Origin of the sequence: Thiorhodococcus fuscus, from assembly GCF_042682685.1 — a bacterium.
Classification (GTDB): Bacteria; Pseudomonadota; Gammaproteobacteria; order Chromatiales; family Chromatiaceae; genus Imhoffiella; species Imhoffiella fuscus.
Genome location: NZ_JBHUHX010000003.1, coordinates 23,425 through 48,992, shown reverse-complemented (window position 1 = coordinate 48,992; position 25,568 = coordinate 23,425). Strand labels below are relative to the sequence as shown.

Annotated in this window: 23 protein-coding genes; 11 read left to right on the top strand and 12 right to left on the bottom strand. The window is 62.6% G+C overall.

Annotated elements, in window-relative coordinates; all coding sequences use genetic code 11:
* Positions 1–13 precede the first annotated feature (13 nt).
* Positions 14–703: a type 1 glutamine amidotransferase gene (locus ACFSJC_RS01465; protein WP_386022156.1), complete on the bottom strand. Its 690-nt coding sequence runs from the start codon at positions 701–703 to the stop codon at positions 14–16.
* 39 nt (positions 704–742) lie between these two features.
* A complete protein-coding gene (locus ACFSJC_RS01460) occupies positions 743–1,309 on the bottom strand; it encodes an NUDIX hydrolase (protein ID WP_386022153.1) in 567 nt (188 codons plus the stop codon).
* 213 nt (positions 1,310–1,522) lie between these two features.
* On the opposite strand from ACFSJC_RS01460, the gene putP reads away from it, so the two are divergent.
* The 3 genes from putP (at position 1,523) to phoR (ending at position 5,256) form a co-directional block, all read left to right on the top strand.
* Positions 1,523–3,034, top strand: a complete 1,512-nt coding sequence (putP, locus tag ACFSJC_RS01455) for a sodium/proline symporter PutP (RefSeq protein WP_386022151.1) — start codon at positions 1,523–1,525, stop codon at positions 3,032–3,034.
* 167 nt (positions 3,035–3,201) lie between these two features.
* Complete coding sequence (gene phoB / locus ACFSJC_RS01450; protein WP_386022148.1) at positions 3,202–3,888, top strand: phosphate regulon transcriptional regulator PhoB; 687 nt, start codon at positions 3,202–3,204, stop codon at positions 3,886–3,888.
* A gap of 39 nt (positions 3,889–3,927) precedes the next feature.
* Positions 3,928–5,256, top strand: a complete 1,329-nt coding sequence (gene phoR / locus ACFSJC_RS01445) for a phosphate regulon sensor histidine kinase PhoR (protein WP_386022145.1) — start codon at positions 3,928–3,930, stop codon at positions 5,254–5,256.
* 172 nt (positions 5,257–5,428) lie between these two features.
* Here phoR and ihfB read toward each other — a convergent pair whose 3' ends face one another.
* The 4 genes from ihfB to aroA form a co-directional block, all read right to left on the bottom strand.
* Entirely contained in the window at positions 5,429–5,806 is a 378-nt protein-coding gene (gene ihfB, locus ACFSJC_RS01440; protein ID WP_386022143.1) for an integration host factor subunit beta, read from the bottom strand.
* A 69-nt stretch (positions 5,807–5,875) separates the two neighbouring features.
* Positions 5,876–7,558, bottom strand: a complete 1,683-nt coding sequence (rpsA, locus tag ACFSJC_RS01435) for a 30S ribosomal protein S1 (protein ID WP_386022140.1) — start codon at positions 7,556–7,558, stop codon at positions 5,876–5,878.
* A gap of 152 nt (positions 7,559–7,710) precedes the next feature.
* The gene (gene cmk, locus ACFSJC_RS01430; protein ID WP_386022137.1) at positions 7,711–8,379 is read right to left on the bottom strand and encodes a (d)CMP kinase; all 669 of its coding nucleotides are present in this window, start codon (positions 8,377–8,379) and stop codon (positions 7,711–7,713) included.
* Positions 8,376–9,716, bottom strand: a complete 1,341-nt coding sequence (gene aroA, locus ACFSJC_RS01425) for a 3-phosphoshikimate 1-carboxyvinyltransferase (RefSeq protein ID WP_386022134.1) — start codon at positions 9,714–9,716, stop codon at positions 8,376–8,378. Before aroA ends, cmk begins: the two co-directional genes overlap by 4 nt.
* A 412-nt stretch (positions 9,717–10,128) precedes the next feature.
* Here aroA and yhbY point away from each other — a divergent pair, with 412 nt between their 5' ends.
* Positions 10,129–10,431 carry a ribosome assembly RNA-binding protein YhbY gene (gene yhbY / locus ACFSJC_RS01420; RefSeq protein ID WP_386022131.1) on the top strand — a complete coding sequence of 101 codons (303 nt, stop codon included), beginning with the start codon at positions 10,129–10,131 and terminating at the stop codon, positions 10,429–10,431.
* 2 nt (positions 10,432–10,433) lie between these two features.
* Here yhbY and ACFSJC_RS01415 read toward each other — a convergent pair whose 3' ends face one another.
* Complete coding sequence (locus tag ACFSJC_RS01415) at positions 10,434–11,270, bottom strand: hypothetical protein (RefSeq protein ID WP_386022128.1); 837 nt, start codon at positions 11,268–11,270, stop codon at positions 10,434–10,436.
* Positions 11,271–11,284: 14 nt separating this feature from the next.
* Positions 11,285–13,396, bottom strand: a complete 2,112-nt coding sequence (locus tag ACFSJC_RS01410; protein WP_386022125.1) for a molybdopterin-containing oxidoreductase family protein — start codon at positions 13,394–13,396, stop codon at positions 11,285–11,287.
* Between the two features lie 319 nt (positions 13,397–13,715).
* Here ACFSJC_RS01410 and ACFSJC_RS01405 point away from each other — a divergent pair, with 319 nt between their 5' ends.
* Both ACFSJC_RS01405 and ACFSJC_RS01400 read left to right on the top strand, forming a co-directional pair.
* Positions 13,716–14,165, top strand: coding sequence for a CZB domain-containing protein (locus tag ACFSJC_RS01405; protein ID WP_386022123.1), 450 nt, complete (start codon positions 13,716–13,718; stop codon positions 14,163–14,165).
* Positions 14,166–14,264: 99 nt separating this feature from the next.
* Positions 14,265–15,461: an alkaline phosphatase family protein gene (locus ACFSJC_RS01400; RefSeq protein ID WP_386022120.1), complete on the top strand. Its 1,197-nt coding sequence runs from the start codon at positions 14,265–14,267 to the stop codon at positions 15,459–15,461.
* Between the two features lie 22 nt (positions 15,462–15,483).
* Here ACFSJC_RS01400 and ACFSJC_RS01395 read toward each other — a convergent pair whose 3' ends face one another.
* The 4 genes from ACFSJC_RS01395 to sufB all read right to left on the bottom strand — a co-directional run bounded on the left by ACFSJC_RS01395 (position 15,484) and on the right by sufB (position 19,530).
* Positions 15,484–15,897, bottom strand: a complete 414-nt coding sequence (locus ACFSJC_RS01395; RefSeq protein ID WP_386022119.1) for an SUF system Fe-S cluster assembly protein — start codon at positions 15,895–15,897, stop codon at positions 15,484–15,486.
* Positions 15,898–15,983: 86 nt separating this feature from the next.
* Positions 15,984–17,312, bottom strand: coding sequence for a Fe-S cluster assembly protein SufD (gene sufD, locus ACFSJC_RS01390; RefSeq protein WP_386022116.1), 1,329 nt, complete (start codon positions 17,310–17,312; stop codon positions 15,984–15,986).
* Positions 17,309–18,064 carry a Fe-S cluster assembly ATPase SufC gene (sufC, locus tag ACFSJC_RS01385; RefSeq protein WP_386022113.1) on the bottom strand — a complete coding sequence of 252 codons (756 nt, stop codon included), beginning with the start codon at positions 18,062–18,064 and terminating at the stop codon, positions 17,309–17,311. Before sufC ends, sufD begins: the two co-directional genes overlap by 4 nt.
* A 20-nt stretch (positions 18,065–18,084) precedes the next feature.
* Positions 18,085–19,530 (bottom strand): Fe-S cluster assembly protein SufB, encoded by a 1,446-nt coding sequence (gene sufB, locus ACFSJC_RS01380; RefSeq protein WP_386022110.1) that lies wholly within the window; start codon positions 19,528–19,530, stop codon positions 18,085–18,087.
* Between the two features lie 382 nt (positions 19,531–19,912).
* Here sufB and ACFSJC_RS01375 point away from each other — a divergent pair, with 382 nt between their 5' ends.
* The 5 genes from ACFSJC_RS01375 to ACFSJC_RS01355 all read left to right on the top strand — a co-directional run bounded on the left by ACFSJC_RS01375 (position 19,913) and on the right by ACFSJC_RS01355 (position 25,551).
* A complete protein-coding gene (locus tag ACFSJC_RS01375; protein ID WP_386022107.1) occupies positions 19,913–20,359 on the top strand; it encodes a hypothetical protein in 447 nt (148 codons plus the stop codon).
* A 17-nt stretch (positions 20,360–20,376) separates the two neighbouring features.
* Positions 20,377–20,703, top strand: a complete 327-nt coding sequence (locus ACFSJC_RS01370; RefSeq protein WP_386022251.1) for a DMT family transporter — start codon at positions 20,377–20,379, stop codon at positions 20,701–20,703.
* Positions 20,704–20,961: 258 nt separating this feature from the next.
* Positions 20,962–22,113, top strand: coding sequence for an ABC transporter substrate-binding protein (locus tag ACFSJC_RS01365; RefSeq protein ID WP_386022104.1), 1,152 nt, complete (start codon positions 20,962–20,964; stop codon positions 22,111–22,113).
* Positions 22,110–24,680, top strand: a complete 2,571-nt coding sequence (locus tag ACFSJC_RS01360; protein ID WP_386022102.1) for an ATP-binding protein — start codon at positions 22,110–22,112, stop codon at positions 24,678–24,680. The genes ACFSJC_RS01365 and ACFSJC_RS01360 overlap by 4 nt, the downstream gene beginning before the upstream one ends.
* Positions 24,625–25,551, top strand: a complete 927-nt coding sequence (locus ACFSJC_RS01355) for a diguanylate cyclase (protein WP_386022099.1) — start codon at positions 24,625–24,627, stop codon at positions 25,549–25,551. Before ACFSJC_RS01360 ends, ACFSJC_RS01355 begins: the two co-directional genes overlap by 56 nt.
* Positions 25,552–25,568: the final 17 nt, after the last annotated feature.

Below are 25,568 nucleotides of genomic sequence, written 5' to 3'. Positions count from 1 at the left end.
AATTCATTCGCACCTACGGCAGCCGATCGAGGATTCCAAATAGCACAGCGTTGATGCGCGCGTAGTCCTCGGCCGTTGCGGCCAAGATGCGCTCGGCGCTCTGGATGTAACCGCCCGGTACCAGTTCGTCGGCGCAGTGGGTGGTGATATCGGTCACGCTCTGCGGGGTCGATTCGATATGGAACTGGAGTCCCAGCACCCGCCCCTCGTAGAGATAGGCCTGGTTCCGACAGGCCTCGCTGGAGGCGAGATGGACCGCGCCCGGCGGTAGATCGAAGGTGTCGCCATGCCAATGGAAAACCTCGAAGCTCGGCGGCAAGAAGCCGGTAACCTCAGAGTCATGCCCCGCCTCGCTTAGATCGATGGGGAACCAGCCGATCTCGATGTGCGGATTGCGATGGACCCGCGCCCCGAGCGCATCGGCGATCAGTTGCGCCCCGAGACAGACGCCGATCACGGTTTTTCCAGCAGCGATGGTCTCGGCGATGAAGGCCTTCTCCGGGATGAGCCAGGGATGTTCCCCCTCGTCGTAGATTCCCATCGGACCGCCCATGATGAAGAGTCGATCGAAGGCATCCTGCCCAGGCAGCGCCTCGCCGGCATAGACCTGGGTTCGGGTCAGCTCATGGCCGCGCCGAGCGGACCAGTCGGCGATCGCGGCAGGACCTTCGAAGGGGACATGCATCAGGCAGTGGTTACGCATGGAGCGATCCTGCATCGGAGAGTGGCTCAAGGTCTCGCGTCAGCATCCCGGATCCTCGGACAGCATCTCGAAGGCGTTCTTGATGTAGGCGCCGGCACGATAGAGCCCGATCAGGGTCTTGCTGTCGGTGATGGTGCCGTCGTTGCACCAATCGAGCGCCTGGGACAGCGGCAGCCAGTGGACCTCGATGACCTCGCCGTCCTCGTGCGCCAGCGGCCGACTGTCGAGACCGCGCGCCAGCCACAGATGGATCACCTCGGTGAAGATGCCGGGCGAGCTGTGCATGAAGCCGAGATCCGTCCAATCCGCCGCATCCAGACCGGCCTCCTCGGCCAGTTCGCGCCGGGCGGTCTCGAACGGGGTCTCACCCGGATCGATGCGACCGGCCGGAAGTTCCCACAACCAACCGCCGCCGGCATGGCGGAACTGTCGCAGTAGACAAACGCGGTCCTGATCGTCGAGGGCGACGGCCGCTGCGCCGCCGGGGTGTCGCACGATCTCGAGTTCGACATGTCCGCCATTCGGCAACTCGACCGTCTCCAGTGACAGGTCGATGACCCGCCCCTGATAGATGGAGTCGCCCTTCAGGATCTGCCCTTCACTCATCGCAATTACCTCTCATGACGTTTGACCCGCTGTCTGATGCCCACCGGAACCAAGGGGCCGGTAGAGTCGGGTCGAGCCGAGCAGCGACCGGCGAGGGACGACGAAGATGCGACCTCGCGGTGGCCTCGGTTGGAAGCCGCTTTCGAGACGCTCTAAACTAGCCGCCTCTGCGCGATTCGACAACCCGAATCGACTTCCCGTAAGGAGTGACGAGTGACCCAACATCCCGCCATCATCGCCCTGACCTTTGGGGTCTATTTCGCCATCGTGCTGCTAATCGGCTGGTACGCCTACCAGCGCACGCGCGATCTATCGGACTTCATCCTCGGCGGACGCAAGCTCCGAAGCGGTGTCGCCGCCCTGAGCGCCAGCGCCTCCGATATGAGCGGATGGCTTCTACTCGGACTGCCTGGGCTGGCCTATGCCGCCGGATTGGAGTCTCTGTGGCTCGCCGGCGGACTACTGCTCGGAACCTGGCTCAACTGGCGCATCGTGGCGCGACGGCTACGGATCTTCAGCGCCGCCTATGATGACGCACTGACGCTACCCGAGTATTTCGGCAAGCGCTTCGACGATCGCTCCGGAGTGCTACGCGGACTGGCCGCGTTCTTCATCCTCGCCTTCTTTCTCATCTACACCGCCTCGGGCCTGGTGGCCGGAGGCAAGCTGTTCGAATCCGTCTTCGGCGTCGACTATGTCCTCTCGGTCAGCCTGGCGGTGCTCTCCATCCTGATCTACACCGCCTTCGGCGGCTTCCTCGCCGTGTCCTGGTCCGATGTACTCCAGGGCCTGCTGATGGCCCTGGCGCTGGTCCTGGTCCCCGTGATGGGGCTGGAGCTGATCGGAGGCATCGAGCCCGCTCTGAACCGCATCGTGGAGATCAACCCCAACCTGCTCGATCCCATGACCCATGACGACGGCAGCCCGCTCGGACTCATCGGGATCCTGTCGCTCGCGGGCTGGGGGCTCGGGTATTTCGGACAGCCGCATATCCTGGCTCGCTTTCAGGCGATCGCGTCGCACCGCCAGGTCGGCACGGCACGACGCATCGCGGTCACCTGGGTGGCGATCACCCTGACCGGAGCGGTCCTCACCGGGATGATCGGGACCCTGTTGATCGATCCGCCGCTGGCCGACGACGCGCGCGAAACCGTGTTCATCGTGCTGACCAACCTGCTCTACCACCCGCTGGTGGCCGGCATCCTGCTCGCCGCCATCCTGGCCGCCATCATGAGCACGGCCGACTCGCAGCTCCTGGTCTGCTCCTCGGCCTTCACCGAGGACGTCTATCGCACGCTCTTCAGACGCTCGGCCAGTCAATCCGAGCTGGTCATGGTCGGACGCATCGCGGTCGCCTTCGTGGCGCTGGGCGCCTTCCTGATCGCTCTGGACCCAGACACGCTGGTGCTGGATCTGGTCTCCTATGCCTGGGCCGGATTCGGTGCCGCCTTTGGCCCCGCTCTGGTGTTGTCGCTCTACTGGTCGCGTATGACCAATCTTGGAGCCCTGACCGGCATCCTGACCGGAGGACTGACGGTCGTGATCTGGAAGCAGATGGACGGCGGGATCTTCGATCTCTTCGAGCTGGTTCCTGGAATGCTCTTCTCGACGATCGCCATCGTCATCGTCAGCCGGCTCGACCGCACGGACAGAACCGACCGACTGGCGAAGGAGTTCGAGCGGGTTAGAGACAGCGATCCGGACGCCGATCCGTCCCCAAGCTGAGGTCGACGTGAAGGGTCCGAGATCACAGTCATCGGACCGTCATCAGTTGTCCATAAAATGGGTTCCAATACCCCTCGTCCGGTGTCGGGCAATCCGATCCGGACGCGGCTCCAGACTCCACTGAAAGGCGCACTCAACAGGCGTTTCGCACCCCAGGACCCGTGGCCATGGCAACCATTCTTGTCGTCGATGATGAACCCGATATCCGCGAAGTCATGCGCTTCGCGCTCGAAAGCGCGGAATACCGCGTCATGGAGGCCGGCCATGCCGACGATGCGCGCCGACTGCTCTCCAGCGACAGCGCGGATCTGATCCTGCTCGACTGGATGCTACCGGGCCGCTCGGGACTGGAGCTGGCGCAGCAGCTCAAGCAGAACCCCAAGACCCGCACCGTGCCGATCATCATGATCAGCGCACGCGGGGAGGAAGAGGATCGGGTCAAGGGACTGGACACGGGCGCCGACGACTATATCGCCAAGCCCTTCTCGCCCCGCGAGATGGTCGCCCGCGTCAAGGCGGTGCTACGCCGCACCAAGCCGGATGAGCCGGCGGACGAGATCGACATCGGCGGTCTGCGCATCGACAACATCAGCCACCGTGTCAGCGCCGAGGGTCGCGCCATCGAGGTCGCCCCGACCGAGTACCGTCTGCTGCATTTCTTCATGACACACGCCGACCGGGCCTTCAGCCGCTCGCAGTTGCTGGATCAGGTCTGGGGCGATCAGGTCTACGTCGAGGAGCGCACGGTCGACGTTCACGTGCGCCGGCTACGCAAGGCATTGGAATCGACCGGTCACGACGGCCTCCTGCAGACGGTACGCGGCGTCGGTTATCGGTTCTCAGACAAAGTCTGATCCAACTTGGGAAACAAGGTCGCCTTACGCGGGGAGTCTATGCGGCGCCCCCTGCTCTTCGAGCTGAATCTGCTGCTTCTGCCGACGTGCGCCAGTTTCACATTGGCCTCGCTGCTCGGCATGAGCGCGGCATGGTTCTGGCCGCTCGCCGTCCTCCCCTACATTCTGCGCTCGCTCTATTACCTGATCCGGCTCACAGGCCTGATCCGACGGCAGCACCGCCTGGCGCCGCCCTTTCCGCGCGGTCTCTGGGGCGAGGTCTATCGCAGCATCGCCCGCTATCAGCAGCGCGCGCGCAAGGGCCGCAAGCGCCAGATCCGGTTCAGTCGACGCTTCCGCGAAGCCGCCAACGCGGTCCCGGATGCCCTGGTCATCCTCAACAAGCAGTTGCGGATCGACTGGGCCAATCCGGCTGCGGCGCGACTCATGAACATCCATTGGCCAGAGGATGACGGACAGCTCTTCACCGACATCCTGAACAACCCGGAGCTTGACGAGTTCATCGAAGCCAGCGAATACATGCGCCCGCTCGACATCGCGCCGGAGCACAACCGAGCCGTCATGCTGTCGCTTCGAATCACGCCGTTCGGCGAGCGCAAGAAACAGCGCCTGGTGGTCGGGCGCGACATCACCAAGATCTACCACCTGAATATGATCCGGCGCGATTTCGTGGCCAACGCCTCACACGAGCTGCGCACCCCGCTGACGGTCATCGCGGGCTTCGTCGAGAACCTGATCGACACCCCGACGACGCCTATCACGCACCGTCGCCCGCTGACCCTGATGCACAATCAGACCGAGCGGATGTGCTCCATCATCGAGGATCTGCTAACGCTCTCCCGACTGGAAATGGACGAGAAGCCGGGCGAGCAGCGGGCGGCCGACGTCCCGGACGAGCTACATCTCATCATGCAGGAGGCTCAGGCGCTGAGCGGAAGCCAACATCGCTTCGAGATAGAGGTCGATGATGCGCTACTGCTGCTCGGCAGCGAACCCGAGCTGCGTAGCGCCTTCTCGAACCTCATCTTCAACGCGATCAAGCACACACCGGCCGGAACGCGCATTCGCGTCCGTTGGGACAGCGACGAGGATGGCCCTATTTTCGCCGTCGAGGATGACGGTCCGGGGATCGCGCCCGAGCACCTGCCTCGGCTGACCGAGCGCTTCTACCGTGTCGACCGCGCACGCTCGCGCGAATCCGGCGGAACCGGTTTGGGGCTGGCCATCGTCAAGCACGTCCTGAACCGCCATGAGGCACGCCTGACCATCTCAAGCGAGCCAGGGGTCGGATCCATCTTCTCCTGCCGGTTTCCGGCGAACCGAATGATCTGGCGAGACGAGGAGCCGCAATCCAGAAGGACGGGATAATACCGGCCGGTCACCAGCTAGGGCGCGCGGGAATCGGACCGCACCGGAAACCTCGCGCCATGCGAGCCGAACGCAGGCACAAGGACCGGGCTGAATGGGTCCGATCGACGAACGAAGGGTTACGATCTCAAGCGAAGAAGGCACCGCGAATGGGATGCCTCGAAGCGTCGAATTAGCGGGATACCGCGACTGGAACGCGTTCCAGCTCCTCATCCGACGAGGACTCGCCGTCTTCCGAGGAAGACGCTTGACCGTCGAGGGTCGCCTGGAAGGCCTGATTGACGCGATCTCTCAGTTCCTTTCCGGGCTTGAAATGGGGTACGTGCTTGCCAGCCAGCGACACCGAGTCGCCTGTCTTGGGGTTGCGCCCAATGCGCGGCGGGCGGTAGTGCAGCGAAAAGCTTCCGAATCCGCGAATCTCGATTCGCTCACCGGACGCGAGCGCGGTGCTCATACGCTCGAGGATCTTTCTGACGGCCTCTTCGACATCTTTATAAGGAAGATGGTCCTGCTCGGCGGCCAGAATGTCGATCAGCTCCGATTTCGTCATGGTTTCGACTCCTGGGAAAAGCCAGTGGGGCCCATGACGGGCCCCACACTCACAGTGGAACAGCGGAAATCAGTTGCCCCGCTGAGCCTCTTCCATCTGCTCCTTCAGGATGTCACCCAGGGTCGCAGTGCCATTGGAGGCCTCACGCGAGTAGCCCTTCATTGCGGTCTGCTCGTCTTCCATGTCCTTCGCCTTCATCGACAGCGACAGGCTGCGGTTCTTGCGATCGACGCCGAGGAACTTGGCCTCGACCTCTTCACCGATCTTCAGCACCGAACGTGCGTCCTCGATACGATCGCGCGAGATCTCGGAGGCACGCAGGTAACCTTCGACACCGTCGGCCAGGGTGATGGTCGCACCCTTGGCATCGACATCGGCGATCACGCCGGTCACGACGCTACCCTTCTCATGCAACGCCACGAAGCTGGAGAAGGGATCCTTGTCGAGCTGCTTGACGCCGAGCGAGATGCGCTCGCGCTCGGGATCGACCGACAGGACGACGGTCTCGAGCTCATCGCCCTTCTTGTAGCGACGCAGTGCCTGCTCGCCGGCCTCGTCCCAAGAGATATCGGAGAGGTGGACCAGGCCGTCGATGCCGCCGTCCAGACCGATGAAGATACCGAAGTCGGTGATCGACTTGATCTTGCCGGAAACGTGATCGCCCTTCTTGTGGGTCACGGCGAACTCGTCCCAAGGATTCATGGCGCACTGCTTGATGCCGAGCGAGATGCGGCGACGCTCCTCGTCGATATCCAGCACCATGACCTCGACCTCGTCGCCCAGGGCCACGACCTTGCTCGGATGGATGTTCTTGTTGGTCCAGTCCATCTCGGAGACGTGCACCAGACCTTCGACGCCCTCTTCGATCTCGACGAAGCAGCCGTAGTCGGCAATGTTGGTGACCTTACCGAAAACACGGGTGCTTTCGGGATAGCGACGCGAGATGTTGACCCACGGATCCTCGCCCATCTGCTTGAGGCCGAGAGAGACGCGCTGACGCTCGCGATCGAACTTGAGCACCTTGACGCTGATCTCGTCGCCGATCTCGACGACCTCGGACGGATGCTTGACGCGACGCCAGGCCATGTCGGTGATGTGCAGCAGGCCGTCGATACCGCCCAGATCCAGGAAGGCGCCGTAGTCGGTGAGGTTCTTGACCACACCCTTGACTTCCATGCCCTCTTCCAGGTTCTTGAGAAGCTGCTCGCGTTCGGCGCTGTATTCCTCTTCCACCACGGCACGGCGGGAGACGACCACGTTGTTGCGCTTGCGGTCGAGCTTGATGACCTTGAATTCCTGCTCCTTGCCTTCGAGGTAGGTGGTGTCGCGCACCGGACGCACGTCGACCAGGGAGCCTGGCAGGAAGGCACGCACGGTACCCAGGTCGACGGTGAAACCGCCCTTGACCTTGCCGTTGATCATGCCCTTGACGGTATCCGCGTTCTCGAATGCCTTCTCCAGGAAGTCCCACGCGGCGAAACGCTTTGCCTTCTCACGGGACAGGCGGGTGACGCCGAAGCCGTCTTCGACGGCATCCAGTGCGACTTCCACTTCGTCGCCGACGGCAACCTCCAGCTCACCTTCGGGCGACAGGAACTGACTACGAGGAACGATGCCCTCGGACTTGAGCCCGGCATTGATGACGACGTTGTCGGAGGTGATCTCGATCACGGTTCCGACGACGATGGTTCCCGGCTGCAGCTGGGTAGTATTCAGACTCTGTTCAAAAAGTTCGGCAAAGCTTTCGGTCATGAGATCCAGTTATCCTGAGAACGGCGCGCTATCCCGCCCCATCCGGAGCGAGGGGTATTTAAATAAACGAAAAGGCCGGCGCATTCTGCACCGACCCACCAATAAGAGGACGCCCGAGCCCACGGATTGCCGCAGGACAATACGCCCACCCATCAAGGGACCAGTTTCGGGAAGACGCGCCTCACCTCTTCCAGAACCCGATCGAGCACTTCAGCGATAGACATGGCGGTAGAATCGACAAGGATCGCATCATCGGCCGCGCACAAAGGGGCCACCGGACGATTGCGATCACGCGCATCCCGCTCACGAATGTCTCGTACAAGTTGGGGGAGGTTAGCATCCAACCCCTTGCCTTTCAACTGTTTATATCGACGCTCGGCGCGCACCTCGGGGCTGGCGTCGAGGAAGATCTTGAGCGGCGCGGCGGGAAATACGACGGTTCCCATGTCGCGCCCATCCGCAACCAGACCGGGCTCGCGGGCCATGCGGCGCTGCCAGTCGAGCAGCCTGGCACGCACCTCGGGGTGCGCGGCCACCTTGGAGGCGGCCATTCCGGCCTCTTCCGTGCGGATCTCCGCCGAGACATCGTCCTCGCCGAGCAGAACTCGACCGGAAACGAAGCGCACCGGCAAGCTGTCGGCAAGCCCTGCCAAAGCGTCGGCATCCTCCAGCGCAACGCCCTGGCGTCGCGCGGCGACACCCAAGACCCGATAGAGCGCCCCGCTGTCGAGGCTGCACCAGCCCAAACGCTCGGCGAGCAGGTCGGTGAGGGTTCCCTTTCCGGTCCCGGACGGACCGTCGATGGTGATGACGGGAATCACGCTCGAACCTCCCGAATCCCCAGACCGATCCCGGCCGCGAGGCCGGCGAACCCCGGGAATGAGGTCTCGACGTTCAGACAATCCCGGATCTCGACCGGTCCGCTCGCACGCAACCCGGCGATGGCGAAGGCCATGGCGATACGGTGATCGCCATGGGCATCGATGGCTCCACCCTCGGAGGCCAGCGTCGAGCCGAGCGTGCCGCCGACGATACGCATACCGTCCGCACGAGGCTCGGCCTCGATCCCCAGCCGCGCCAAACCATCGGCCATCACCTGAATCCGATCGCTCTCCTTGACGCGAAGCTCCTCGGCACCCGTCAGCAGGGTCTCGCCCTCGGCACAGGCGGCCGCAATGAAGAGCGCGGGAAATTCGTCGATCGCCAAGGGAACCTGATCCTCGGGAATGCGAATGCCCTTGAGCGACGCCGAACGCACCCGGATGTCGGCCACCGGCTCGCCGCCCTCGATACGCCGGTCGATCAGCTCGATATCCGCCCCCATCAATCGCAGGATATTGATCACACCGACACGCGTCGGATTGATCCCCACGGATTCGAGGGTCAGATCCGAATCCGGCGCGATACTGGCGCCAACGAGGAAGAAGGCCGCCGAGGAGATGTCCGCCGGAACCCGCAAGCGACAGCCTTGTAGACGCCCACCGCCCTTGAGACAGACACGGGAGCCATGCGTGCGCACGGAGTAGCCGAAGGCGGTCAGCATGCGCTCGGTGTGGTCGCGGGTTGGAGCCGGCTCGGTGACGCAGGTCTCGCCGTCGGCATAGAGCCCGGCGAGCAACAGACAGGATTTGACCTGAGCGCTGGCAACCGGCATGGCGTACTGCATACTGCTCAGGCTGGAGACGGGCTCGATCCCGAGTGGAGCGGTTCCGGTTTCGGTGGTCTGGATACGGGCGCCCATGGCAGCCAACGGCTCCGTGACCCGGCGCATCGGGCGCTTGGTCAGCGAGGCGTCGCCGATCAGGGTCGTCGCGAAGGACTGACCAGCCAACAGACCGGAGAGCAAGCGCATGGAGGTACCCGAATTGCCCAGGTCCAACGGACCGTCCGGCGCGCTCAGCCCCCGCAAACCCACGCCGCGCACTCGGACCTCGCCGTCGCTTGGCCCTTCGATCTCGACACCCATGCGCCGAAAGGCCGCAAGGGTCGCCAGGGCGTCGGCCCCTTCGAGGAAACCGGTGATGTGCGTCTCGCCCTCGGCGATCGCAGAGAGCATGATGGAACGATGAGAAATGGACTTGTCGCCAGGCACGCGCAGACGTCCCTGCAACGAGCCGCCCGGCGTCACCAGAAATCGAAGATCGGATACTTGAGCCAAGTTCACTCCCACGCGCGGAGTTCGAATTCAGAAAGGTTGGGCATTCTAGTCTTGCCCATCCGAAGGGTAAACCGCCGTGCTTCGCAAACGGTTTGCAGCATCATCCTGTCGTGACGCCCAAAGGTGTCCGCTCAAGATCGGCAACTCCACCGACACCGACACGCCCGCCGGCCAGCTGTCACCCGACCCACCCTAGATTCGGCCGTATCATCGTCACGCGTTGGGTATTAGAATGGTGCCCCCTCTCGCCGCCTCCACGCCACGAAATCGTCCCAGACGTCTCAGCGCGGCATCCTTGCCGGATGCCCAGACCCAATGCCCGTCGAGGCCGAGCGTGGAACCAGCATGCGGCGAACGGACGAACGCCCAACCTCACGCTAGACCCGCCCCAGAGACGAGTCCCCGGAAATACATGAATATCACTGAAAAACAGAAACGCTGGCTCAAGAAGCAGGTCCACCACCTCAAGCCGGTGGTCACCGTCGGCCAGCACGGCATCAGCGAGTCGGTTCTGGCCGAGATCGAGATCGCGCTCGACCACCACGAACTGCTCAAGATCAAGATCAACGCGGGCGATCGCGAGGACCGCGACGCGGCGATCGAGGTCATCCGGGAGCGAACCCAGGCCGATCTCATCTCCCGCATCGGCAACGTGGCGGCCTTCTACCGCCACAACCCGGAGAAGCGCGACCCCATCGAGATACCGAAACTCTGATCTCAGCCGTCCAGGCCCAGTTCGCGCACCAACCGCATCCCCAAGCGTCGGTCGTGACAACGCACGATCGCCGCGCGGTCCGGGGCATGCACATCCAGTTGCAACCGTCCGTCCGCCTCGCGGACACGCGCGATCTGCTCGGCGGACGGCGGCTCCGTGCCGAACAAGGAGATCACCAATCCCCCTGAAACAGGAGGCGGCGGCGCGAACGACTCGCCATCGACGAGCGCGACCCAGGCAGGAATGAACTCCGATCCATAGAGGTCGAAAAATCCATTGGAGCCGCGCAGATGCATCTCGATGGGACGCCCGCCGATCATCTCCAGATTGCATAGCCCGGTGTAGCCAGGCAGGCACCGCCGAATCATATCCACCAGTACCGACTCCTCATCCCCGAGTTCGCCCCCGACATCCCAATAGACCGGGCGCTCGCGATCCTTGAGGCGCGATGCGCGTGTGTGCGCGAACCAGAGCGGCTCGCCATCGCGCACCAGACAATCGCTGCTCAGGTGCTCGCCGATCAGATGCTCGCACCAGAAGCTGCCCGGCTCCATCGGCACCCGGTCGGCGGGAACGGAGCGGGCATTCAGCGCCATCCCAGCCAGGTTGACGACAGGCTTCACAAATACACGCGCGTCGGGCGCAACGCCGCAATCGATCGGATCCACGCCGCAAGGGGCCGCACGCAAGCCGGCAGCCAGCGCGAGACTCAGCTTGTCGTAGACCTGGCGATGATCCGGATTCAGACGCCAGGCCGCTGCATCGTTCACGGCCACAGTGACGCGCGGCTGGGGCTGGAACAGGTTCTCTCTTCCCGACTGCACTCCGACGAAGGGCATTAGATCCTCCTCTCTCAGCTCGAATCCGAAACGGACGCCACCTCACATAGGCTCGACTTGAAGGGCGGAAAGCCGCTGATCGGATCCAGATAGCGATCGTCGATCAATTCGTTGACATTGGCGTGGTTCCATCCATGAGCGCAATGGACCACGCCCGGCTTGACCCGGTCCGTGATTCGCGCAACGAAACGGACCGCCCCACGCGGCGAACGCACGCTCACCCAGGCGCCATCCCGAATCCCGCGCGCACCGGCGTCCTCGGGATGGATCTCGATCAGCGGATCGGGTATGCCAGGGCGCATCCGCTCCAGATATTGATGCTGAGAGTGGGTCGCAAATTTGGTCCGCGCCCCACTGGTCAGCACAAGCGGATAGTCGCACGCAATCTCCGGGGTAGAGACGGGGCTCTCGGCCGGTTCGCGATAAACGGGCAGACCCTCGTGACCGGCGGCGCGCAATTCCTCCGAATCGAATTCCACCTTACCGCTCGCGGTGGGAAAGCCGCGCAACCGATAGAGCCGCTCGGCATCCAGGAAACCATGCTCGACCAGCTCCTCAATGGCGTCGGCGTAGACGGTCACGCCATTCGGGTTCGCGTAGACCTCCTCGCGAATCTCGTCCGGGATGCCCTCGGCCGCCTCGGCCCAGGCCGCCTCCAGATCGCCCTGCCAGAAACGCTCGCCCATCCCGAGCCGCACACCCAGTTCGAGAAAGATCTCCCCATCGGGACGCGCCTCGCCCTTGGGCGGGACGACCGCGCGCCGATAGCGCAGCTCGCCCTGATAGGCGCAGCCCGGATAGGCGATGAGCGCCGGTCGCTCCAGATTGGTCGCCGCCGGCAGGACGATATCCGCCTGCAGGGTCGCCGGGTTGTGAAAGAAATCGGTCGCGACGAAGAAATCGAGCGCGCCCAGCGCCCGCTCCATGCGTTTGGAGTTGGGCCACATGGCGGTATTGATACCCATGGCCACCAGGGCGCGCACTGGCTGCGGCCGTCCGTCCAGAATGCAGTCGGGCAGCAACATACTCTGGCCCGCCGGCCAATAGCGGGTCCAGACCGGATAGACCTCGTCGCCGATACGCGGCGGCAATTCAGTGCGGCAATAGTCGAACAGCTCGATCGGCTTGGGCATCACCTTGTCGTTGAAGAAGCGGTTGCCCCCTTCGCGATCCAGATTGCCGGTCACCGCCGACAGCAGGATGAGCGCGCGGTGGTTCTGAAAGCCGTTGCTGTGCTGCACGGTCGAGGTCGGCGACAGATTGAGCTGAGCCGGACGCGTGGTTGCGAACAGCTCAGCCGCCGCGCGGAGGTCCGCCTCGTCGATCCCGCAGATCCCGGCCACGCGCGCCGGATCGAAGGCTCGGACATAATCGCGAAAGGCTTCCACGCCATTCGCCCATTCATCCAGGAACGCCTGATCCTGCCAGCCGTTGGCGAAAATCAGATGATGGAATCCAAGCGCCAGCGCGCCGTCCGTGCCCGGTCGGATCTGCAGATGGATGTCCGCCCGCTCGGCTAGGGGCGTGCGACGCGGGTCGACTACGATCAGCCGTCGGGTCGGTCCATCCAGCCCCTGAGCAGCGGTTCGAATGTTGGCGAGCGGATGGCTGTCGAAGGGTGGAATGGAGCCGCGTGGGTTGGTCGACCAGACCAAATGGCAGCGCGTCTTGGGCGAGACCACGGTCGAGGTGGTCTTGATCTTGTAGCCGAAGGTGACCTTCTCCGCGACCATGGTGGCCGAGAAGCAGCAGCCGCTCTCGGTCAGATAGTTCGGCGACCCGAAGGCGTGCGCCAGACGCTGGAGCTGGGGCCGCACCTCCTTGGTATAGCCGGCGAAGAAGGCCACCGTCGGCGCACCCTGCTCCGCCCTGATCGCCTGCAGTCGCTCGGCGATGGTGTCGAGCGCCTCGTCCCAGGAGATCCGCTCGAACTCCCCACTCCCCTTCGGTCCCACCCGTCTCAGCGGATGGAGCAGACGCTGCGGATGCTCGCGGCGGTCGATCTGGGCGTAACAACGGGGACAGTCCGGCCCCTTGATTCCAACCGGCTCGCCGGCCGCGTCGAGCTCGACCTCGATCGGACAGTTGGCATCGCACTCATAACAGGTACTGGGTTTCGACGGCATTCAGCCCCCTTTGAAATGACCCGGCAGGTCGCAGCGCAGAAATTCTCCGGAACCTCACATGGAGCGCGATAGAGCCGATCTCAACATAGCCTCCCCCGAGACCGATCAGGTCGAGCACGCCGACACAGCGATCGTCCCTCCCATGGCCGAGACCGAGGCTCCACAGCGAGCGCGACACAGATGCCGCACCGGTCCAATCCATTCGTTACAACCCGAAAACGCGGAGTAGTTCGCAACGAACATTGTGCCAATACTGCGATCATCTAGCCGGAATGCCCCAGCGGGAATGAAGAAGACAAAGACTCAAGAGGATGAGTGGATGACGAAGAAAGAAATACTGACGCAGCTACGCGCGGCCAAGACCGCACACATCCAATGGCGCTCCTATGCACAGGCACTGATCGCGGGGCTACCGGTCGACCAGGATCATGTCCCCGTTGTCCACACCACCTGCAAGTTCGGGAAATGGTATTACGGGCCAGGCCAGGTACTGAGCAACCTGAGCGCCTACGAGGCGATCGATGTCCCGCATGAGACATTGCATCAGATCTACATGAAGATCTTCCAGACCCTCTTCAGCGAAGACGATCGCTCGATGCTCCAGCGACTCTTCGGCTCCAAGGGCCAACTGGACAAGAAGCGCCGGCAGGAAGCCGACATCATGATGCAGAACCTGCTCGCCGTGTCGCGCACACTGCTGGAAGCGATCACGCTTCTGGAACAGGAGGTCATGCAGTTGTCGGACGAAGAACTCGCGGCACTCTACTGAGCCTCACCCATTGTTCTCGCGCACCCAGGTGCGTGAGAATGGCCCCGAGACGTCCCGCCCTCATCGCTCAGGGCGCGCATCAAACGGGGGACGAGGCGAATGCCGAAACCAGATCTGTTCAAGCCAGACTATCGGGGTGGCGGCATCGTCAACCTCATGAGCAGCATCCTCCAGTCGCGCGGCGGGTATTCCGACTACGCGCCTCTGGACCTGCTTCCAGTCGAGGAACTAAGCCAGCCGACCAATCTCGTCCTGCTGGTCATCGATGGACTCGGCGCCGATTGGTTGGCTCGACGCTCACCGAACGGAATCCTGAGCCAGGGGCTTCGCGGCGCCATCACCTCGGTGTTCCCGCCGACCACGGCCGCCGCGATCACGACCTTCCTCACTGGAGAAGCCCCGCTTCAGCACGGCCTGACCGGCTGGTTCACCTATCTGCGCGAACTGGGTAGCGTCATGACCGTTTTGCCCGGAACGCCCCGATATGGCGGCATTTCCTATCGTCAGGCCGGAATCGATCCGATCCAACTGTTCGGCCACACCTCGGTCTTCGACCGCATCCAGGCACGCGGTCTCTGCGTCTCGCCCAATTTCATCGCCCGCTCCGACTTCAATCTGTCGCATGCTGGATCGGCCGAGATCCTCCCCTACCAGGATCTCGGCGACATGTTCCGCCAGACCGCACGGGCACTCAGGCCCCAATCGCGCTGGGGCAAGCGCGCGCAACCGGACTCGACCTATTGCTATCTGTATTGGCCGAAGCTGGACAGCCTGGGTCACGAACGCGGGATGGAAGGCACGGAGACAGCGGACCACCTCGGCCAGATCGAGCGGGCGGTCGAGACATTCCTCGCGGCCATCAAGGGGACGGACACCTTGGTGATGGTGACGGCAGACCACGGTCAGATCGACACCACGCCAGCCGATATCCTAGACCTGGCCGATCATCCCGAGCTGGAGGATGCCTTGCTGCTACCGCTCTGCGGTGAGCCTAGGGCCGCCTTCTGCTATCTGCGCGAGGGTCGCGGCGCAGGCTTCGCGGCCTATTGCCAGGAGCGGCTGGGGGATCGAGTCGACCTCGTGCCCAGCCGAGCGTTGGTAGAAGCGGAGCTGTTCGGGCTGGGATGCGAGCACCCGAGATTCGCGGATCGAATCGGCGATTATTGTCTACTGCCGCGCGGCCAGGGCGTGATCCATCAACACCTGCCGAGCGAGCGGCCATACGCGCAGATCGGCGTCCACGGCGGGCTTTCCAGGGCGGAACTCATGGTCCCGCTCTGCGTCTTCCACGCCTGACACTCACCCTGGACGCGCATCCTCACATAAGCCCGAGCTGCAATCGCGCCTCGTCGCTCATGTTGTTCTGATTCCAAGGCGGATCCCAGACGAGTTCCACCTGGACCTCGCCTACGCCCTCGACCCGAGCGACCGCATCCCTGACCATCAAGGGCATCATGCCAGCCACCGGACAGGCTGGGGCGGTCAGGGTCATGTCGACCTTGACGTCGCCGTCGCCAGCAATATCGATGCGGTAGATCAGCCCGAGATCGTAGATGTTGATCGGGATCTCGGGGTCGTGGACCATCCGCAACGCTGCGATGATGGGCTCCCGCAGCGCCTCGGCATCCATCTGCTCGACAGCGACGTCCCTATCCACGTCCAGGCGCTCTGTCTCGTCAGACGTATCATCATCATGCCGCCCGAAACCGGCGAAACGGGCCAATCTGTTCATGTTCAACCTCTCGACAACGCTAATGGCGTAAACCTAGCGCAAAACTCAACGGATCCGCGCAACCGGATACTCTCGATGCTCATGGATCAATTCATCGGGGCAGATTCGAGTCGCTGACCGACCTGCTCCGACACATAGTCGCGCAAGGCATCCGAGCTCAACCGCTGGACGACCTCATCGGCGAAACCGAGACACAGCATGCGTCTTGCCAAGGATGCGCCGATACCGCGCGAGCGCAGATAGAAGAGCATCTCGGGCTCGATCTGCCCGACCGTCGTCCCGTGGCTGCACTTGACGTCGTCGGCGCTGATTTCGAGCTGCGGCTTGGTATCCACCTCGGAATGCTCGGAGAGCAATAGGTTGCGGTTGGACATGGCCGCATCCGTCTTCTGCGCCTGTGGCGCGACGAAGACGCGTCCATCGAAAACCGCCCGTCCGCGCCCGTAAAGAATGCCCTTGAAGGTCTCGCGGCTGCTGCAGTTGGGCAACGCGTGCAAGACATCCAGGTGATAATCCATCAACTGGCGATCGCCGGCGAGATAGAGCCCCTGGAGGTCGCATTCGGCATGCTCGCCCTGGAAACGGCAGTTCAGATCGGTCCGCGACCAACTGGCGCCTAGCCCGATGTTGACCCCCTGATAGCGGCTGTTGGCTGACTGGGTCAGATAGAGTCCGGTGATATGAAAGGCATTCGGGCTCTCCATCTGGATGCGGTCGTGCTTGAGCAGCGCATCGCGTCCCAATGCCAGTTCGAGAACCGAGTTGGTGCAGTAGATCGACTCACCGAGGCTGACATAACGCTCGATCAGCGTCGCCTGAGCACCATCCTCCAGCACCACCAGATGACGCGGCTGCGCCACGCGCGGCTCGTCGAGGCCAACCGACAGATGGATCAGCTCGATCGGACGCTCCAAGGCCACGCCGCGCGCGACGAAGAGGACGAGCCCGTCATCCAGCCCCGCCGTATTGAGGGCAGCGAACAGCGGCTGAGAATCGGTCGGCGCCACGGCGTTCAGGTGTGCGCGCAGGAGATCGGGCTCGTTGGCGATCAGGTCGCGCAGTCCGGCGACACGCACCCCGGACGGCAGATCCTCGTGCGCCGACAGCTCGGGCAGATAGCGACCGTTGACCAACAGGATGCGATAGGCGTCCAGCCCCGGAATCAAGACCTCCTCCAGGTCGTCCGGCTGCAAGGCGCTCATGTCCTCGCCGGCTCGGACGAAATCCTGTTCCATCAGCCCCTTGAGACTGGTATAGCGCCAGGACTCGGTCTTGGAGTTGGGAACGTCGAGCCCAACCAGCCGCTCGCGGGCGAACGAGCGCTGGGCCTCAAGCCAATCCGGACGCACCTCGACCGAAGGAGCGTCCGGCTCGGCCAACCAACCCGCGAAGCCAGTGAACGCCTCGTCGCTCATGCCGCTTGCCCCTCCGAGTCGATCCAGCCGTAGCCCTTTTCTTCGAGTTCGAGCGCCAGTTCCTTGCCACCGGAACGGATGATCCGTCCCTTGGCCAAGACGTGGACATAATCGGGCTGGATGTAGTCGAGCAGACGCTGATAGTGGGTGACGACGATCATGGACCGCTCGGGGCTGCGCAATGCATTGACCCCATCGGCAACCACGCGCAACGCGTCGATGTCGAGACCCGAGTCGGTCTCGTCGAGAATGGCCAGCCTGGGCTCCAATAGGGCCATCTGGAAGATTTCGTTACGCTTCTTCTCGCCACCCGAGAAACCGGCGTTGACCGCACGTTTCAGCAGGGCGTCGTCCAGATCCAGGATCTTGAGCTTTTCCTTGATGAGACGCAGGAAGGACACCGCGTCCAGCTCGGGCTCGCCGCGCGCCTTGCGGAGGCTGTTGAGCGCCGCCTTGAGGAAATAGGTGTTGTTGACGCCGGGCAGTTCGACCGGATACTGAAAAGCGAGAAAGAGCCCGATCTGGGCGCGTTCCTCCGGCTCCAGCGCCAGGAGATCCTGCCCCAGGAAGGTCGCCGAACCGGCGGTCACCGAATAGCCCTCGCGACCGGACAGCACATGAGACAGCGTGCTCTTGCCCGCGCCGTTCGGCCCCATGATGGCATGCACCTCGCCTGGGGCGACCTCCAGGTCCAGCCCCTTCAGGATTTCTTTGTCACCCACGTTGGCCTTGAGGCCTTTGACAGACAGCATCGTCCACTCCAAATGTGCGTTTAACCGACCGCGCCTTCGAGACTGATGCTCAAAAGCTTCTGGGCCTCGACCGCGAACTCCATCGGCAGCTCGTTGAAGACCTCCTTGCAGAAGCCATTCACGATCATGGAGACGGCGTCTTCCTCGGTGAGGCCGCGCGAGCGGCAATAGAAAAGCTGATCCTCGCTGATCTTCGAGGTGGTCGCCTCGTGCTCCATCTTGGCCGAGGGATGCTTGACCTCGATATAGGGCACCGTGTTGGCGCTGCAACGGTCCCCGATCAGCAGCGAATCGCATTGTGTATGGTTGCGCGCGTTCTCGGCGCGCTGGCTGATGCGCACCAGCCCCCGGTAAGTCTGCTGACCCTCGCCGGCCGAGATCCCCTTGGACACGATGGTCGAGCTGGTGTTCTTGCCGATGTGGATCATCTTGGTCCCGGTATCGGCCTGCTGGCGCCCCTTGGTCACGGCGACCGAATAGAACTCGCCGACCGAATCGTCGCCACGCAACAGACAGCTCGGATACTTCCAGGTGATGGCCGAGCCGGTCTCGACCTGGGTCCAGGAAATCTTGGAGCGCGCGCCACGGCAGTCGCCACGCTTGGTGACGAAGTTGTAGATGCCGCCCTTGCCCTGCGCATCGCCGGGATACCAGTTCTGGACCGTGGAATATTTGATCTCGGCATCGTCCATCGCGATCAGCTCGACCACCGCCGCATGGAGCTGGTTCTCGTCACGCTGCGGTGCGGTGCAACCTTCGAGATAACTGACGTAGCTGCCAGCCTCGGCGACGATCAGGGTGCGCTCGAACTGGCCGGTATTGCGGGCGTTGATGCGGAAATAGGTGCTCAACTCCATAGGACAACGCACACCCTTGGGGATGTAGACGAAGGTCCCGTCGCTGAAGACGGCAGCATTGAGACAGGCGTAATAATTGTCCGTATGGGGCACCACGGATCCCAAATAGGGCTTCACCAGATCCGGGTATTCGTGGACCGCCTCGGAGATGGAGCAAAAGATGACGCCCGCCTCGGACAGGGTCTTGCGAAAGGTGGTCGCGATCGACACGCTGTCGAACACGGCGTCGACCGCAATGCCGGCGAGCGCCTTCTGCTCTTCGATCGGAATGCCGAGTTTCTCGTAGGTTTCGAGCAAGAGCGGATCGACCTCGTCGAGACTCTGGGGCCCGTCCTCGGGACGCTTCGGCGCCGAGAAATAGGAGATCGACTGAAAATCGATCTTCGGATACTGCACCATCGCCCACTCGGGCTCACGCATGGTGAGCCAGTGACGATACGCCTTCAGACGCCACTCGGTCATGAACGCCGGCTCGCCTTTGCGTAACGAAATGGCGCGCACGACATCCTCGTTCAAACCGGGCGGCAAGGTATCTGACTCGATCTCGGTCGAGAACCCGTGTTCGTATTCCGACTTGACGATGTCATCGACGGCTCGGGCTGAGGTCATCGCTCCTGGCTCCATATCTTGACTGTATTGCTAGGTTTTTAATATACGCCCATGAGGATTCGATTCAACTCCCCGCGCTCGCACCCTCCCCCTCGGAATGCGGGTCTAGCCCACATGGGGATTCCCCCCCGAACGGAAAAGATCGATTGCCGACGCAATTGATATCACCGACCGATTATATTCCGACTTCGAACGACTGCTCAAAAGTGGCGCACTCATTGCGTCTGGATCAAGCGCGAAAGGCCCGAACGGAAGGGTGGACTGGAACCCTCTCGGCGCCACGCCCCGAAACGATTTCCGCTCGAAATCGCGACCTGGCGCATCCCCGAGCCCCGGCCAGACCTGTGGTAGAGTGCCCGGTATTTCTCTAGGAGATTCCCTGATGCCATCGTCGACCTATCCGAATCGCGCCCAATCAATGTACACCAAAGTGCTCGGCTTCTCTGCGGCATTGACCCTGATCGCGATCACCGGCTGCCAGAGCCAACCATCCACGCCCACCGTCAAAAACGCAGCTTCCGCCTGCATGGAGCGTTGCGAACTGGCGCAAAGCCAATGCGCCGCGCGCCAAGAACTACGCGAGCAGGAATGCCAAACGCACGTACTGAGCCCAACGGTGACGTCCGACAACGCCTGCCAAGGCACCGCATACGGTCGCTGCCTCGAGCCCGTAGACTGCCTGGGCGCGGACATGGGCATCTGCGAGACACAATACCAAGAGTGCGCGCGTACCTGCGAGTTTGCACCCAAGCCGGAGGACCAGGACTCCACCGAGCCCGCGACCACCGACACGACCGCGACAGCGGATGACGGGGCCGCCAAGAAGTGAGCGCCTCGGCCAACTCGCTGGCATGGATCTATCTCGCGCTCGCTGGTGCCTGCGAATGGGGTTGGCCCGTCGGCCTGAAATATGGACTCTCGCCGACCGGTCTCAGATGGGGCTGGATAGTCTTCGCCATCCTCTGCATGACAGCGAGCGGGGCCTTCCTACTGCTCGCCCAGAAAACCATTCCGATGGGAACCGCCTATGCCGTCTGGACCGGCATCGGCGCTGTGGGGGCTTTTAGCCTTGGCATCTGGCTCTTCGCGGAGCCAGCGACGCTCGCCCGTTTTTTCTTCGTCGGACTCATCATCGCCGGAATCGCCGGACTCAAGCTCACATCCTCGCACTGATCGAAATCGCTCCATTCGGAGAGCGATGGCGATTTAGCGTCTAGATTTACCCGTTAGAAGAGCGCGCCTACCGCGCGGCTATACCGGTAATCTAGGAACGACGCGATGCGCTGGCCCTCGGCAGACGATTCCCCGAAGACGCGCCCGACCTCGTCTCGACGCAGAGCCCTCTGCCAGGCGATGGCGGGATTGGCGCTCGAACCGATTCAAGCCATTGGCGCTCCCTTCATTCACACCAAGGGACGAGTCAGGCTCCGTGTGCTCGGAACGCACGTCACGCTGCGCGAGGCCATCAGACGTCAAGCGGAGCAGGATCTCGGCATCGATCTGGTCTTCATGCCTGGAGGCAACGCCGAGATTTTGTATCAGGCATCGTCCGATCCGGACAGTTTCGATGTCTACGAGCAATGGTCGAACAGTATCAAGATCCTCTGGCGAGCCCAGAGCATCCAGGCGATCGAGACGCGACGCATCGCCCTCTGGGATGCGGCCAGCGACCTCGCCAAGACCGGCAGACTGACGCCCGACGCCCCAATTGGGCGCGGCGACGCGCCCTGCAAGCTGATCAACGTCCAACCGAACGGGGCGCTCGGCCCGGATCCAACAGGGCGAATCAGCTTTCTTCCCTATGTACACAACGTCGATGCCTTCGGCTACGACACGCGCATCGTACCGACCGGCACACCCTACGAAACCGAGAGTTGGGGCTGGATGCTGGATCCTCGGTGGCGCGGGCGCGTCGCCCTCGTCAATGATCCGACGATCGGTCTGTTCGATATGGCGCTTGCCGCCCAGGCTCGCGGCCTGATCGAGTTCGAAGATATCGGCGAGCTCACCAAGGCCGAGATCGATCGGCTGTTCGAGATCCTGATCTCCTTGAAGCTCGCCGGACATTTCAGCGGCTTCTGGAGCGAGGTGCCCGAATCGGTCGAGATGATGCGCAGCGGTCGCGCTGCCATCGCCAGCATGTTCTCGCCTGCCATCACGGACCTCAACGAGTCCGGAATTTCAGCCGTCTATGCCGCGCCCCGAGAAGGCTATCGAGCCTGGCACGGCGTCATGTGTCTGTCATCGCGCTGCCAGGGACGCGCGCTCGACGCCGCCTACGACTACATGAACTGGTGGCTGTCCGGCTGGCCTGGGGCCTTCGTCGCGCGCCAGGGCTATTACATCTCGGTTCCCGAGCCGGCCCGCGCGCAACTCACCCCAAACGAATGGGACTACTGGTACGACGGCAAGCCGGCGGCGACCGATCTCCCTGGCCCGGACGGAGCGATCGCCGTGCGCGCCGGCAGCCTGCGCAATGGCGGGTCCTATTGGCAGCGTTTCAGCAACGTCGCGGTTTGGAACACGGTGATGAACACCTACGAATACAGCCTGCCACGCTGGTACGAGCTACTGCTCGCATGACGACCGAAGCCCGCCACCGCGCCCCCGGCGCGCTCGCCAACCTGCCCATCGGACCACGGATAGGGCTCGGCTTCAGTTTAGTCCTGATCGCATTGATCGCCGTCACACTCATCGACCACATGGGATTGCAGCACTCGAACGAGCAATTCCGGCGCTCAGAATGGCTCACGGCCCAAACCGACACGATTCTCGATATCGAGCTGCGCATGACCGATCTACAGCGACGGGTCCTCGCCTTCACCTATTCGGGTTATTCGGGGATCGTCATCCGGGTACGGGGTTTGGTAACCGAACTGCGCCAACGGATGGAGGAGGTCAACGACAACCTCGACAACCCGGAACAGCGCCAGCTCCTGACGCGCATGCTTGAGCTCTTCGAACTCTATGCACACAATTTCGATCGCGCGGTCGAGGAACGCAAACGGCATGACCGCTGGACCGACGAAGGACTCACCCCGCTAAACGCACGGGCGGTCGTCCTGATCCAAAGACTCCAACAGACACTGAAACGCGAAGATCCCGCGATCGGCGCCACGCTGACCTTCGGGCTGGAGGATCTGCTGCTCGCCCACCAGGATGCGCTCGCCTTCCAGAACACCCCCGACTCGACCTTGATGCAATCGGCGCTCGCCCGACTGAATGCCTTCGAGGCCCATCTGAAGCAGGTGGCACAGAGCGCACAGGATTCGGGGCAAACCCAATCGATCGAGGAACTGAACGCGCTCGCGGAGCAATATCGCACCGCCTTCTTCGGCATGGTGCGATCGACCCGCGCCTACCTCTTCCTCATCTATGTCGTCATGGCCGGAGAGGCCGCCGAGCTCGACCGACTGGCCGACACCCTAAGGGACTGCACGCTGGCCCAGCAATCGGAACTCCGTCGCAAGATGGATCAGGATATCCGCACGGCCCGCAACATCACCCTCAGCCTCTCCGGATTGACCATTCTGCTGACTGCAGCGCTCTCCTGGCGTATCGCCCGAGGGATCACGCGACCGCTGATCCTCATGAGCAATACGCTCACCCAGCTCTCAGAGGGACAGATGGATGCAGAGATTCCCTATGGCGATCGTGCCGATGAGATCGGCGCCATGGCCAAGGCCGCCAACATCTTTCGCGAGGAAGTCGGCAAGAAGCAGCGCGCCGAGGCCGCCAACCGCGCGAAAAGCCTCTTCCTCGCCCATATGTCCCACGAGCTGCGCACGCCTCTGAATGCCATCCTGGGCTTCTCGGAACTCATCGCCCACATGCCGAGCACCCCCAGCGAACAACACGGTTATCTGCGCATCATCAATCACAGCGGCAACCATCTACTCGACATGATCAACGACATACTGGACATGTCCAAGATCGAGGCGGGGCAGTTCGAAGCCCAGATTGCCCAAGTCGATCTCCGGCAATTGCTGGACGACGTAACCTCCATGTTCGCCCTAAAGGCCGAGCAGAAGGGACTCGACTTTCGGATCGAGTGCTCGGCGGAGGTTCCAAGGGCGATCCAGACCGATGCAGGCAAGCTGCGGCAGATTCTGATCAATCTTCTGGGAAACGCCATCAAATTCACCGATCGCGGCCACATTCGGGCAACCATCTCTGTCGAGCACTCGGAATCGGATCCTCCAACGCTTCTCTGCGAGATCAAGGACAGCGGCAGAGGCATCCCTCCCGATCGGCTCGCATCCATTTTCGAGCCCTTCGTGCAGATCGATACCAGCGAGCGAGAGGGAACCGGGCTCGGACTCGCCATCAGCAAGCGATTCGCCACCCTGCTTGGCGGGAGCATCGAGGTCGAAAGCGCAGTCGGCACAGGCTCCCACTTCCATTTACGGTTGCCGCTCGACATCGCCGAGCACGTCCCCGCCTCCCCCTCGACGCAGACCGAATTTCTCCCTATGGCGCAACCCGAGCCCAATCAGCCTGCGTATCGCATCCTCAATGTCGAAGACAACGCCAACAACCGCTTGCTCTTGGAGACGCTTCTGAAGGCAGCAGGCCTCGACCTGAGAACGGCCACCAATGGCGCCGAAGGTGTCGAGGCATTCAGGCAATGGCATCCCGATCTGGTGCTGATGGATATCCGTATGCCGGTCATGGATGGATTGGAGGCAACCCGCCGCATCCGCGCCCTGCCAGGGGGAAAGACATGCAGGATCGTCGCGATCACCGCGAGCTCCCTAAGCGCCGAGCGAGAGCAAATCCTCTCCGCCGACTTCGACGGCTTTATGAGCAAACCCTACCGCAACCGCGACGTCCAATCACTGCTTGAACAGCACCTGGGCTTGAAGTTTCAGGAGCAGGACAACAATTGCGAAACGTTCAACACGGAATCGGGATCGCACCTAACCCTGCCGAAGGACCTACACTCCCTATTGACTGAGCCACTGATTCTCGGTGATGCGAAACGTATCGAGGCCGCTCTCGACAACATCGAACCGAAACACCCAGCCGTTGCCGCCATGCTCCGAGACTGGGCCGCCGACTACCAATATCAAAGGATTCTGAGCTGGCTCGACGATGACAACGATTCTGGAAGAACCCACAACGGCGGCCACCATCCTGATCGTGGATGACGCACCGGAAAACCTCAACCTACTCGGCCGCATCCTCGAAGACGCCGATTACCGGGTTCGCCGCCAGCCGACCGGTCACATGGGGCTCACCTCCGCACTCACTGCCCCCCCCGACCTCATCCTGCTCGACATCCGGCTGCCAGACATTGACGGCTTCGAGCTCTGCGATCGACTCAAGCAGAATTCTGACACCAAGGATATCCCGATCATTTTCATCAGCGCACTGAATGACGCGGGAGACAAGGTCCGGGCCTTCTCGTCCGGTGCCGTGGACTATGTCACCAAACCCTTTCAGGCCGAGGAGGTCCTGGCGCGGGTCGCCATCCATCTACGCCACAACGCCTTTCAGCGGCAGCTCGAAATGCAAAACCGCGAACTCGAACGGCTCGCCACCACCGATCCCCTCACCGGCATCCTGAATCGCCGCAGCTTCACCAGCTACGCGGAGCACTATCGCGCACGCGCCGACCGCTACCATCAGTCTGGTTTCGGCGTAATCCTGCTGGACATCGACAAATTCAAACGGATCAACGATGCATTCGGGCACGACATTGGCGACCGCGTGCTGGTCGAGATGACCGAGCGCATCCGCTGCGGGCTCCGCGAGGTCGACCTCTTCGCCCGCTGGGGTGGAGAGGAATTCATCATTCTATCGCCCGAGACCCCCCAAGAAGGCGTCATCCATTTGGCCGAGCGTTTGCGTCAAGCGATCGCAGGAGATGAGATCGCCCCGGCCGGTCAGGTCACCGCAAGTTTCGGGGTGGCCATCAGTCGCAGGGGAGAAAAGCTGGATGACCTGATCCGACGCGCGGACTTCGCCTTGCTCGACGCCAAGACAGCCGGACGCAACCGGGTTCAGTACGTGGAATAGCGCAAGGCGCCCACAAG

Coding starts and splice junctions, on each gene's coding strand:
- ACFSJC_RS01460 (WP_386022153.1), bottom strand. CDS start 1,309: ATGAGTGAAGGGCAGATCCTGAAGGGCGACTCCATCTATCAGGGGCGG.
- ACFSJC_RS01410 (WP_386022125.1), bottom strand. CDS start 13,396: ATGCCGTCGAAACCCAGTACCTGTTATGAGTGCGATGCCAACTGTCCG.
- sufB (WP_386022110.1), bottom strand. CDS start 19,530: ATGACCTCAGCCCGAGCCGTCGATGACATCGTCAAGTCGGAATACGAA.
- ACFSJC_RS01400 (WP_386022120.1), top strand. CDS start 14,265: ATGCCGAAACCAGATCTGTTCAAGCCAGACTATCGGGGTGGCGGCATC.
- ACFSJC_RS01465 (WP_386022156.1), bottom strand. CDS start 703: ATGCGTAACCACTGCCTGATGCATGTCCCCTTCGAAGGTCCTGCCGCG.
- ACFSJC_RS01375 (WP_386022107.1), top strand. CDS start 19,913: ATGCCATCGTCGACCTATCCGAATCGCGCCCAATCAATGTACACCAAA.
- ACFSJC_RS01415 (WP_386022128.1), bottom strand. CDS start 11,270: ATGCCCTTCGTCGGAGTGCAGTCGGGAAGAGAGAACCTGTTCCAGCCC.
- phoR (WP_386022145.1), top strand. CDS start 3,928: ATGCGGCGCCCCCTGCTCTTCGAGCTGAATCTGCTGCTTCTGCCGACG.
- yhbY (WP_386022131.1), top strand. CDS start 10,129: ATGAATATCACTGAAAAACAGAAACGCTGGCTCAAGAAGCAGGTCCAC.
- rpsA (WP_386022140.1), bottom strand. CDS start 7,558: ATGACCGAAAGCTTTGCCGAACTTTTTGAACAGAGTCTGAATACTACC.
- ACFSJC_RS01405 (WP_386022123.1), top strand. CDS start 13,716: ATGACGAAGAAAGAAATACTGACGCAGCTACGCGCGGCCAAGACCGCA.
- sufC (WP_386022113.1), bottom strand. CDS start 18,064: ATGCTGTCTGTCAAAGGCCTCAAGGCCAACGTGGGTGACAAAGAAATC.
- phoB (WP_386022148.1), top strand. CDS start 3,202: ATGGCAACCATTCTTGTCGTCGATGATGAACCCGATATCCGCGAAGTC.
- ihfB (WP_386022143.1), bottom strand. CDS start 5,806: ATGACGAAATCGGAGCTGATCGACATTCTGGCCGCCGAGCAGGACCAT.
- sufD (WP_386022116.1), bottom strand. CDS start 17,312: ATGAGCGACGAGGCGTTCACTGGCTTCGCGGGTTGGTTGGCCGAGCCG.
- ACFSJC_RS01355 (WP_386022099.1), top strand. CDS start 24,625: ATGACAACGATTCTGGAAGAACCCACAACGGCGGCCACCATCCTGATC.
- ACFSJC_RS01360 (WP_386022102.1), top strand. CDS start 22,110: ATGACGACCGAAGCCCGCCACCGCGCCCCCGGCGCGCTCGCCAACCTG.
- ACFSJC_RS01395 (WP_386022119.1), bottom strand. CDS start 15,897: ATGAACAGATTGGCCCGTTTCGCCGGTTTCGGGCGGCATGATGATGAT.